Origin of the sequence: Phaeovulum sp. (genome assembly GCF_030684035.1) — a bacterium.
In the GTDB taxonomy this organism is placed as follows: Bacteria; Pseudomonadota; Alphaproteobacteria; order Rhodobacterales; family Rhodobacteraceae; genus UBA6213.
Window position 1 is genome coordinate 1 of record NZ_JAUXPI010000040.1, and the last position, 9735, is coordinate 9735.

Genomic DNA, 9735 nt, shown 5'->3' on the forward strand with positions numbered 1-9735 from the left:
GTCTAAGATTCCCCACTGCTGCCTCCCGTAGGAGTCTGGGCCGTGTCTCAGTCCCAGTGTGGCTGATCATCCTCTCAAACCAGCTATGGATCGTCGGCTTGGTAGGCCATTACCCCACCAACTACCTAATCCAACGCGGGCTGATCCCTCTCCGATAAATCTTTCCCCCCAAATCTCCACGATCAGGGGGCGTATACGGTATTACTCCCAGTTTCCCGAGGCTATTCCGTAGAGAAGGGCACATTCCCACGCGTTACTCACCCGTCCGCCGCTAACCCCGAAGGGTCCGCTCGACTTGCATGTGTTAGGCCTGCCGCCAGCGTTCGTTCTGAGCCAGGATCAAACTCTCAAGTTGAAAGTCCCGAAAGACTATCCTTGACGCATGAACCTCTGCACATCGTTCCTGCCCAGGCGGGCAGGTAACTTCTGTCCATCGTCCTTCATTGCGAACAACAAAGACCGACAAACAGTGAAGCTGACACCTACATCATCGAGCTCGCGCCCTAGTAGGCCGATATGCAAACGTCCAGTCATCGATACGACCCAAACCGCCCACATATCTCTTCAGTAAAATCTAGTTGTCAAAGAGCATGAAGACAAAACCAGACCCGTTGCGCCATCTCTCAGCGCATCCGGCCAGATCGATCTCCAGTTTTCGTTTGCTTTCAGTGCCTTGCGGCGCATTCGGCGTGCCGTTGCGGTGTTTGCCGCTTCGGTAGAGGGGTATTTACGGACCTGCGCCCAACTCCGCAAGAGGCTTTTTCGCAATCCGCGCATTTTTTTCGCTGCACGCGCAAAGCTTTCAAAATCTTGTGGTATTTGGCCAGTTTGCCACCATGCGGCAGCCCCCTGCGCAAGATTCTGTCGCAAATCACCCCCTGGCACGAAACGAATGCGGGCCCTGCCCGGGGCTGCCGCCGCGGCGGCTTTCAGCGCCCGAGCCGCAGCGCCAGAAGCGCCAGAATCGCGCCGAGGTAAACGAAGGGTTCGGGCGGCCAGGCCTTGACCAACCACAGATAATGCACCCCGCCAAGCACCGCCGCCGGGTAGACCAGCCGGTGCAGCACCCGCCAGCGCATTCCCCCGAGCCGCCGCAGCGCCCAGTTGTTCGACGTTGCCGCCAGCGGCACCAGCAGCGCGAAGGCGGCCATGCCGAGCGTCAGATAGGGCCGCTTGACGATGTCGCCCAACGCCTGGCTCCAGAGCAGCGCCATGTCGAGCACCACCCAGGCGGCGAGGTGCAGCACCACATAGCAAAAGGCCAGAACCCCGATCGCGCGGCGGAACCGCAACAGGTTCAGCCCGGCAAAGCGGCGCAGCGGTGTCACCGCCAGCCCCGCCACGATCAGCTGCAACCCGATCTTGCCCAGCCGTTGCTCGATCTCCTTCACCGGGTCGATGCCAAGCCCGCCCTCTGCCAGCAGCCACAGGATCCACGCCAGCGGCAGCACCCCCGCCAGATAGACCGACCAGACCGGCACCCGGCGCAACGCGCCGTTCAGCTCCGACGCGAAGGGGAGGGAAAACGAAAGCGTGGCCATCAGTAGTTCTTCGCCAGATCCATGCCGGCATAAAGCCCCGCCACCTTTTCGGCATAACCGTTGAAAAGCTGCGTCGGCTGGCGGTTGCCGAAAAGCCCCGCTCCGATCCGCCGCTCGGTTGCCTGGCTCCAGCGCGGGTGGTCCACCGCCGGGTTCACATTGGCGTAAAAGCCGTATTCGCTCGCTTGCTGCATCCGCCAGGTATTGTCGGGCTGGCCGTCGGTCAGGGTCATCTTCACGATCGCCTTGATCGACTTGAAGCCGTATTTCCACGGCACCACCAGCCGCAGCGGCGCGCCGTTGCCCTTGGGCAGCGGCTCATCATAAAGCCCGCTGGCAAGAATGGTCAGCGGGTGCATCGCCTCATCCAGCCGCAGGCCCTCGCGGTATGGCCAATCAAGCCCGCGCCCGCGTTGGCCGCGCATTTCCTCGGGGCGCACGACGGTTTCAAACGCCACATATTTCGCCCCCGGCAGCACCCCCACCTGCGCCAGAAAGGCCGAAAGCTCGAACCCGACCCAGGGCACCACCATCGACCAGGCTTCCACGCAGCGCAGCCGGTAGATCCGCTCTTCCAACGCCTTGCCGCGCAGGATCTCGGCCAGATCATAGCGCCCCGGCCGCTCCACCAGCCCATCGACCTCGACCGCCCAGGGGTCGGTGGTCAGCGCCGAGGCATAGCGTGCGGGGTCCTCCTTATCATAGCCGAACTCGTAATAGTTCGAATAGCCCATGATCTCGTCAAGCGTATTGGGCTTGGCATCGGTGGAAAGCGCGCTTTTCGCGGCACCGAGCGAGCCCGCCAGCGCCGGGCCCGCCACCGCCACCCCCGCCGCGCCAGAGATGAAAGCGCGCCGGTTGAGGTAAAGCGCCTTCGGCGTCACATCGGCCCAGCCGAGTTTTCTGCGCTGCATGGTCATCCCGTTCTCCCTGCTTTGGCGAAGCTATAACATCTGCCGCCGCGGTAACGGTTTCACATTCGCGCCAACCCGGCGTGTGCGCCGCCCCAGTGCCAGGGCGGTGCCTGCCGCCTCAGTGCAACGCCGCCCCATAGGGCTTTTCATGCGCGGCGCGCGGCGCGCGACCACCAACGATCAGCCCCTCGGGACCCGCCGTCACGGTAACCGTATCGCCATCGATGACACCGCCCGAAAGCAGCATCTCCGCAAGCGGGTCTTGCAAATGCCGCTGGATTACCCGCTTCAAGGGCCGCGCGCCGAAGACCGGGTCATAGCCTTCATCCGCCAGCCATTTGCGCGCCGCAGTGTCGAGATCGAGCGTGATCTTGCGCCCGGCGAGCCGCTTTTCAAGCTGGCGAAGCTGGATCAGCACGATCCCGTCCATATCGCTCCGCGTCAACCGGTCGAAAATGATCGTCTCATCCAGCCGGTTGAGGAACTCGGGCCGGAAATGCGCCCTGACCGCTTCCATCACCTGCGCCTGCGCCTGGCCGCTGTCCGACCCCTCGGGCAACTGGCTCAGCGCCTGACTGCCAAGGTTTGAGGTCAGCACGATCAGCGTCTGCTTGAAGTCCACATGCCGCCCGTGGCCATCGGTCAGCACCCCGTCATCGAGCACCTGAAGGAGCACGTTGAACACATCGGGATGCGCCTTTTCCACCTCGTCGAACAGGAGCACCTGATAGGGCCTGCGCCGCACCGCCTCGGTCAGCACCCCGCCCTCGTCGTAGCCGACATAGCCGGGAGGCGCGCCGATCAGCCGCGCCACCGCATGTTTCTCCATGAACTCCGACATGTCGATGCGCACCATCGCGGTGTCGTCATCAAAGAGATACTCGGCCACCGCCTTGGTCAGCTCGGTCTTGCCAACCCCGGTCGGCCCGAGGAAGAGGAAGCTGCCCAGCGGCCGCCCCTCGTCGTTGAGGCCCGCCCGCGCCCGGCGCACGGCATTGGCCACCGCCGTTACTGCCGCCCGTTGGCCGATCACCCGCTTGCCAAGCTCGTCTTCCATTTTCAGCAGTTTTTCGCGCTCGCCCTCAAGCATCTTCGAGGTCGGGATGCCGGTCCAACGCTCCACCACCTCGGCAATCTGCTCTGGCCGCACCGCTTCGGAAACCATCGCCTCAGCCAGCGTTTCGCTTTCCGCCAGCTGCCGCTCCAGCCCCGGTATCACCCCGTAGCTCAATTCCCCTGCGCGGCCGAGGTTGCCCTCGCGCTTGGCATGCTCCAGCTCGGTGCGGGCATGTTCCAGTTGCTCTTTCAGCCCGCGCGAGGCCTCGAGCTTGTCGCGCTCGGCCTGCCACTGCGACGTCATCGTTGCGCTTTGCTGGGTAAGCTCGCCAAGTTCCTTCTGCAATTTCTCCAGCCGGTCGCGGCTCGCCGCATCGTCCTCTTTCTTCAGCGCCTCCGCCTCGATCTGCAATTGCAGGATCTGCCGGTCAAGCGCGTCCAGCTCTTCGGGTTTGCTGTCCACTTCCATGCGCAACCGGCTGGCAGCCTCGTCCATCAGGTCGATCGCCTTGTCGGGCAGGAAGCGGTCGGTAATGTAGCGATGGCTCAGCGTCGCCGCCGCCACCAGGGCAGAATCGGAAATCCGCACCCCGTGGTGCAGCTCGTATTTTTCCTTGATACCGCGCAGAATGCTGATCGTGTCCTCAACCGTCGGCTCCTCCACCATCACCGGCTGGAACCGCCGCGCCAAGGCCGCGTCTTTCTCCACATACTTGCGGTATTCATCAAGCGTGGTGGCCCCCACGCAATGCAACTCGCCCCGCGCCAGCGCCGGTTTGATCAGGTTCGCCGCATCCATTGCGCCATCGGCCTTGCCCGCGCCGACCAGCGTGTGCATCTCGTCGATGAACAGGATGATTTCGCCTGCCGCGCCTTCGATTTCCTTCAGCACCGCTTTCAGCCGTTCCTCGAACTCGCCGCGATACTTCGCGCCCGCAATCAGCGCCCCCATATCCAGCGCCAGCAGCTTCTTGTTCTTCAGGCTTTCCGGCACGTCGCCTTCGATGATCCGCAGCGCAAGGCCCTCGGCAATCGCGGTCTTGCCGACGCCAGGCTCGCCGATCAGCACCGGGTTGTTCTTGGTGCGGCGGCTCAGCACCTGCATGGTGCGCCGGATCTCGTCATCGCGGCCGATGATCGGGTCAATCTTGCCCTGCTCCGCCGCCTCGGTCAGATCGCGCGCATATTTCTTCAGCGCCTCCATCGTGTCTTCGGCCGAGGCGCTATCTGCCTTGCGACCCTTGCGGATGTCGTTGATCGCCGAATTGAGCTTCTGCGGCGTCACCGCGCCCGCATCGAGCGCGTCCTTGGCGCGGGTGTTGACCAGCGCCAGCGCCATCAGCATGCGCTCGACCGGCACGAAACTGTCGCCCGCCTTCTTTGCCACCTTTTCCGCCTCGTCGAGCACCCGCACCAGAGACTGGTCCACATAGACCTCGCCGCTGCCGCCCGAAACCTTGGGCAGCTTGGCCACCGCGGCATTGACCGCCTCGCCCACCCGCGCAGGCTCGCCGCCCGAGGCCCGGATCAGGTTTGCGCTCAGCCCCTGATCATCGTCCATCAGGGCTTTCAGAAGATGCTCGGGCAGCACCCGCTGGTGCCCTTCGCGCATCGCGATCGTCTGCGCCGCCTGTACGAAACCACGGGCGCGCTCGGTGAATTTTTCCATGTTCATGGGGTCACTCCTTGGCAAAGCCCCCGGGCCACGTCGCCGCCCGCAACGGCACGGCGCACTCCCCGGGTCTTGACAGGGAAATGGCGTCTGGGCGCATCGCCTTCAAGGGGCGCGGCGCGCGGGTTTTCACAGCCCCGCTCATACTTTGCCAACACTTCGCCGCAATGCTGGGCAAGTCACGGAAGCAAGGAGACAGCATGAACCATTCCGCCATCCACATCGCCGAGGTCTCCTACAATTCCGCCCGCCTCCGGTTCGAGGCGGTGGTAGAATTCTTTGCCCCCGGCTTGCCGCAGCCGCTGCGGGTTCCGGTGATGCTTGCGGCCCCGCAGGGCACGCCGCATCGCGCCCTTGCCCGCGCGTTGGCTGCCGAGGCGGCACGCCGCGGCATCGGCGGGCTCTAGGCTTTACGGGCCCCGCGCCAGCGCCTAAACACCGGGCAGCAACCCCGGAGAGGCCCCATGCACCCTGACAACCGCCTGATCGTCGCGCTCGATCTGCCCAATGCCCTTGCCGGGCTTGACCTTGTGAACCGGCTTGGCGACGCGGTGGGGTTCTACAAGATCGGGCTTGGCATGCTGACCGGCGGCGGCCTGGCGCTGGCGGATGAACTCAAGCAGCAGCACGGCAAGCGCATCTTCCTTGATCTCAAGCTTTTCGACATTTCCGCCACCATCGAGGCCGCGGTGCGCGGCATTGCGCAGTATGATCTCGATTTTCTCACCGTCCACGGCGATCCGCATGTGGTCCGCGCCGCCTGCGAGGGCGCTGCGGGCACGGGGCTGAAAATTCTCGCCGTGACCATCCTCACCTCGCTCGACCGGGCAGACCTTGACGCCTGCCTGATCCGCCCCGGCAATGTCGCCGACCTCGTGACCGAGCGCGCCGCCCGCGCCTTTGCCGCAGGCGCACATGGCGTCATCGCCTCCCCGCACGAAGCCGCCGCCATCCGTGCCCTGCCCGAAGCCGCGGGCCGCCTGATCGTCACCCCCGGCGTGCGCCCCGCGGGTGCCGCCCTGGGCGATCAAAAACGCGTCGAAACCCCCGCCGCCGCCCTCGCCGCCGGGGCCGACCACATCGTGGTGGGCCGTCCTGTGTGGCAAGCCAAGGACCCGAGGGCGGCGGCGCAGGCGATTGTGAGGGAGTTCGCGGGGGCCTGAGGGCAGAAATGCAAGCGGCAGCCCGGAGGCTGCCACTTTTTTCCCGTCGCACAGTTCACCTCAGCGAATTGAAAAATGCGCTCGTCGCTTATTCGTGCGGGTGGACGTGCTCTCGCTCGCCGTATTCGGTTTCGGAATCTTCCGAAATGTACTCGACGGTTTCGTTCTTCAGCGGCCCGCCTTGTTGGGCAGTCTTGTCTTGGCCACCGGGGTTGATCTTGCTCTGCTCTGTTACCGTCACCTCATATTCGATGGTGGTGGTAGTGATGACTTCGGTGCGGAAGTTGCTCTGGTTTTTCGCGCTCGCCTTGCCGCCCGACTTCAGCTCGGCCATGTTGATGACGGTCGTATCCACGTCAACGACGACACCGCTGCCGGAATATCCATCAACTTCCACAGGACTCCCGTATGTCCAGTTCTCGTTCGGAAGCGGGTCGCAGCCCGAAACGCAACTCGTCCCCTCGGCCGGTGGAGTGTCCGCAAACGCAGCAACCGACATCATCAACGCGCTTGCCAGCGTGATCGCGAAGGCAGTCTTTTTCATTTGAACTTCTCCTCAAATCGCCAAAACCCCCAGACCCAAAGCCCATGACTCTCGTTCACGGACTACAGGTATTCTAATAGGGTGCCACACCCCGACATAATGTAAACGAAATACCGCCACATTCCTGCCGCAATCGAGAAAGATCTTCGTTGTTTCCAAATCACTACCTAATATGAACGTCAGATTGCTGCCGGAAGCTGCAAATTCCGAGATCGCTATACCTAAGGCTTAGTCAGCCGCTGCCGCGACAAATCGTCGCGGCACCAAAGCGGCGAATCACCCCTACCCGAAGTTCCGAGCGAATACCGCCGCCAGTTCCGGCCTTGCCTGCACATTGCGGGCAATCGCCGCCAGCTTCGGGGCCTCGGCGGCGAACCACGCGGGCCTCGGCCGCCAGTGGCTCATCACCCCCACATAGATATCCAGCGCCGAAAACCGTTCGCCCAGAAACCACGGGGCCCCCGCCGCCGCCTCGACCGCGCGCCAAAGCGCCTCGGCGCGCGCATCGACAGCGGCGCGAAACGCCTTGGCCGCCCCGGCCTCGGCCACATAGCGCGTCGGCACATCGGCAAAGGTAAAGCAGGGGTAGATGTTGGCCACCAGAAACACCAGCCAGCGCAGAAACGCCGCCCGCTCCGCCGACCCCGGCCCCGGCACCAGCGCCTCCGACCCGGCGGCATCGGCCAGATAGAGCGTCATTGCTGCGCTTTCGGTCATCGCCTCGCCCGAGGGCAGAACCAGCGCCGGCACCTGCGCCAGCGGGTTGATCCGGCCAAGCGCCGCCCGCGCGGCGGCATCTTCATAAATGTCGCCCGCCTCGACCAGCTCATGCGGCAGTCCGTAAAACACCAGCTGCGCCTCGACAATTGCCGAACCCCAGCCCGGCATCTGGTAAAGCCTGAACGGCATCGCGCCCTCAGTTGTCGTTGACATCGTGGTCATAGATTTTCGGGTTGTTGCGATAGACGCCGGCCCAACGCCGCAGCGCCAGCCAGGCCGCCAGCGCCCCCGCCGCCATGATGAATATCATCCACGGCAGCGAAGCCCCCAGCACCCCGACCCAGACCAGAAGCGCCACGATGATCGCGCCGCACGCGAGCCCGAGCAGGTAAAACCCCGGTGCCAGCATTTCCAGCCCCGCCAGCGCCACCCCCAGCACCGCCCATAGCCACGCCTGCTGCCAGATCATTTCATCCGCCCCTGCAACATCTTGAAGGCATCGCCAAAGGCGTCAATCGCAGCGGCTGGCACGATCACCACCTGCTTGCCGGCACCCTGCCCCACCGCCGTCAGCGCCTCGACCTGTTTCAGCGCCACCTGGTACTGCGCCGCCTCGATGCCGTTTTCCTTGATCGCCGCGGCAATCGTCACCGTCGCAAAGGCCTCTGCCTCGGCAAGAATGCGCCGCGCCTTGGCCTGCTGCTGCGCCGAATAAAGCTCGGCATCCGCCGCCAGTTCCACCGACCGCTTCTTGCCCTCGGCCTCGGTCACCTGCGCGCGCCGCGCGCGCTCGGCGTTGAGCTGCTGCAACATCGCCTGCCGGGTCTGGTCGTCGAGGTTCACATCCAGAATTTCCGCCCGCGTCACCTCGATGCCCCAGTCATCGACCATCGCCGCGACCTGCTCGCGGATCTTCGCGGTCAGCTCGTTGCGGTTCGACTGCACCTGATCGAGCTCCATCTTGCCGATCTCGGAGCGCACGATCCCCGCCACCGTAGTGGCAATCGCAGCATCCACATCGCGGATCCGGTAGACGGTCTTTTCCGGCTCGATGATCCGGTAGAACACGCTGGTTTCGACCTTCACCAGCACGTTGTCGGTGGTGATCGCGTCCTGCTGCGCGGTGGGCAACTGGCGCTCCAGCACCGAGATCTTGTGCGCCACCCGGTCAAGATAGGGCACGATCAGGTTGATCCCCGGCCCCAGGACCGCGCGCAACCGCCCGAACCTTTCCACCACATGCTTTTCCGATTGCGGCACGATCCGCACCCCGAGGAAAATCCCCAGAATGATGAACAGCGCCAGCACGATCAAAAGAATACTGCTGCCGCTTATTCCGCCAATGTCAAAATCGCCCATCAGGGCACCCCCGTGCTCAATAATCCGCGCCGATCATGCCCCGAAAGCGGCCAAAGCGAAAGGGGGCGCAGAGCGCGCGGCGCGTTCACTTCGCGCGCAATCCGCCCGGCCTATCCTCGCGCCCCCGCCAGGGCCTCACCATCCGCCGCGAAAGAACCCCCGAAGGCTACCTGCTGCGCTTCACCGGCCCCGAGGCGTCCGGGATGATGATCGACAGCGTTCTCGATGACATCGAGCGGATGTATGCGCCGGTGTGAAGGGGGGTAAGTATACAACCGGCGGCGCGCGCAGAACCGCAGCGCGCGGTAACTATATGCAATCAGCCACAAATATCGTCTTCAACTATCGAATCGGCACGTCAAACGCCAAAGATGCGATACCGAAAACCGATGTTGCGAATGGTAAGCTGGTTTAGCTGTCGCGCGGCTTCGTCTTGAGTAATCTTACCTTCTTCAAGCATTCTGTTGATCTCAGACGCCTGCTGTTGCAGCTGGTGAAGCAGCGCGGCCTCACTACTTAACTTACTGGTATCACAATGTTTTTCAGCTAGCAATGCCGTCATGGTCCCCTCTCAGCACAGCTTCTGTACGTGTTCCAAGATCGACTGGCAGTTCACGACGATGATCCTAAGGAACGTCTGAAAAACCTGCCACTTTCCGCCTGATCTGATAGGCTTGGGCATCCCCACGAGGAGGCTTGCCGATGCTGAAACAACCCGCCTTTCCCGGCCTGCGCGATGCGATGAAGAAGAAGGTGACACGGCGCG

At 63.5% G+C, this 9735-nt stretch carries 11 protein-coding genes and 1 rRNA gene; 3 read left to right on the forward strand and 9 right to left on the reverse strand.

Annotated elements, in window-relative coordinates; all coding sequences use genetic code 11:
• From Q8J98_RS09015 to clpB, 4 genes are all read right to left on the reverse strand, one after another.
• Positions 1–355: ribosomal RNA gene (locus Q8J98_RS09015) — 16S ribosomal RNA — on the reverse strand; the annotation flags it as partial.
• Positions 356–929: 574 nt separating this feature from the next.
• Positions 930–1541, reverse strand: a complete 612-nt coding sequence (gene msrQ / locus Q8J98_RS09020; protein WP_305294045.1) for a protein-methionine-sulfoxide reductase heme-binding subunit MsrQ — start codon at positions 1539–1541, stop codon at positions 930–932.
• Positions 1541–2461, reverse strand: a complete 921-nt coding sequence (msrP, locus tag Q8J98_RS09025; protein ID WP_305294046.1) for a protein-methionine-sulfoxide reductase catalytic subunit MsrP — start codon at positions 2459–2461, stop codon at positions 1541–1543. Before msrP ends, msrQ begins: the two co-directional genes overlap by 1 nt.
• Positions 2462–2573: 112 nt before the next feature.
• The gene (gene clpB / locus Q8J98_RS09030) at positions 2574–5186 is read right to left on the reverse strand and encodes an ATP-dependent chaperone ClpB (RefSeq protein WP_305294047.1); all 2613 of its coding nucleotides are present in this window, start codon (positions 5184–5186) and stop codon (positions 2574–2576) included.
• A gap of 197 nt (positions 5187–5383) precedes the next feature.
• Here clpB and Q8J98_RS09035 point away from each other — a divergent pair, with 197 nt between their 5' ends.
• Both Q8J98_RS09035 and pyrF read left to right on the forward strand, forming a co-directional pair.
• Positions 5384–5590: a hypothetical protein gene (locus tag Q8J98_RS09035; RefSeq protein ID WP_305294048.1), complete on the forward strand. Its 207-nt coding sequence runs from the start codon at positions 5384–5386 to the stop codon at positions 5588–5590.
• A gap of 57 nt (positions 5591–5647) precedes the next feature.
• A complete protein-coding gene (gene pyrF / locus Q8J98_RS09040) occupies positions 5648–6346 on the forward strand; it encodes an orotidine-5'-phosphate decarboxylase (protein ID WP_305294049.1) in 699 nt (232 codons plus the stop codon).
• A gap of 88 nt (positions 6347–6434) precedes the next feature.
• On the opposite strand, the gene Q8J98_RS09045 is transcribed toward pyrF, so the two are convergent.
• From Q8J98_RS09045 to Q8J98_RS09060, 4 genes are all read right to left on the reverse strand, one after another.
• Positions 6435–6890, reverse strand: a complete 456-nt coding sequence (locus tag Q8J98_RS09045; RefSeq protein WP_305294050.1) for a hypothetical protein — start codon at positions 6888–6890, stop codon at positions 6435–6437.
• 282 nt (positions 6891–7172) lie between these two features.
• On the reverse strand, positions 7173–7799 hold the full coding sequence (locus Q8J98_RS09050) for a glutathione S-transferase family protein (protein WP_305294051.1): 627 nt from the start codon (positions 7797–7799) through the stop codon (positions 7173–7175).
• Positions 7800–7806: 7 nt separating this feature from the next.
• A complete protein-coding gene (locus Q8J98_RS09055; protein ID WP_305294052.1) occupies positions 7807–8079 on the reverse strand; it encodes an NfeD family protein in 273 nt (90 codons plus the stop codon).
• Positions 8076–8969, reverse strand: a complete 894-nt coding sequence (locus Q8J98_RS09060; RefSeq protein WP_305184497.1) for an SPFH domain-containing protein — start codon at positions 8967–8969, stop codon at positions 8076–8078. Before Q8J98_RS09060 ends, Q8J98_RS09055 begins: the two co-directional genes overlap by 4 nt.
• Before the next feature lie 35 nt (positions 8970–9004).
• Here Q8J98_RS09060 and Q8J98_RS09065 point away from each other — a divergent pair, with 35 nt between their 5' ends.
• Complete coding sequence (locus Q8J98_RS09065) at positions 9005–9226, forward strand: hypothetical protein (protein WP_305294053.1); 222 nt, start codon at positions 9005–9007, stop codon at positions 9224–9226.
• A gap of 101 nt (positions 9227–9327) precedes the next feature.
• Here the strand turns inward: Q8J98_RS09065 and Q8J98_RS09070 are convergent, their stop codons facing one another.
• A complete protein-coding gene (locus tag Q8J98_RS09070; protein WP_305294054.1) occupies positions 9328–9531 on the reverse strand; it encodes a hypothetical protein in 204 nt (67 codons plus the stop codon).
• Positions 9532–9735 lie beyond the last annotated feature (204 nt).

Coding starts and splice junctions, on each gene's coding strand:
- Q8J98_RS09065 (WP_305294053.1), top strand. CDS start 9,005: ATGCCCCGAAAGCGGCCAAAGCGAAAGGGGGCGCAGAGCGCGCGGCGC.
- pyrF (WP_305294049.1), top strand. CDS start 5,648: ATGCACCCTGACAACCGCCTGATCGTCGCGCTCGATCTGCCCAATGCC.
- Q8J98_RS09070 (WP_305294054.1), bottom strand. CDS start 9,531: ATGACGGCATTGCTAGCTGAAAAACATTGTGATACCAGTAAGTTAAGT.
- Q8J98_RS09050 (WP_305294051.1), bottom strand. CDS start 7,799: ATGCCGTTCAGGCTTTACCAGATGCCGGGCTGGGGTTCGGCAATTGTC.
- msrP (WP_305294046.1), bottom strand. CDS start 2,461: ATGACCATGCAGCGCAGAAAACTCGGCTGGGCCGATGTGACGCCGAAG.
- clpB (WP_305294047.1), bottom strand. CDS start 5,186: ATGAACATGGAAAAATTCACCGAGCGCGCCCGTGGTTTCGTACAGGCG.
- Q8J98_RS09060 (WP_305184497.1), bottom strand. CDS start 8,969: ATGGGCGATTTTGACATTGGCGGAATAAGCGGCAGCAGTATTCTTTTG.
- Q8J98_RS09045 (WP_305294050.1), bottom strand. CDS start 6,890: ATGAAAAAGACTGCCTTCGCGATCACGCTGGCAAGCGCGTTGATGATG.
- msrQ (WP_305294045.1), bottom strand. CDS start 1,541: ATGGCCACGCTTTCGTTTTCCCTCCCCTTCGCGTCGGAGCTGAACGGC.
- Q8J98_RS09035 (WP_305294048.1), top strand. CDS start 5,384: ATGAACCATTCCGCCATCCACATCGCCGAGGTCTCCTACAATTCCGCC.
- Q8J98_RS09055 (WP_305294052.1), bottom strand. CDS start 8,079: ATGATCTGGCAGCAGGCGTGGCTATGGGCGGTGCTGGGGGTGGCGCTG.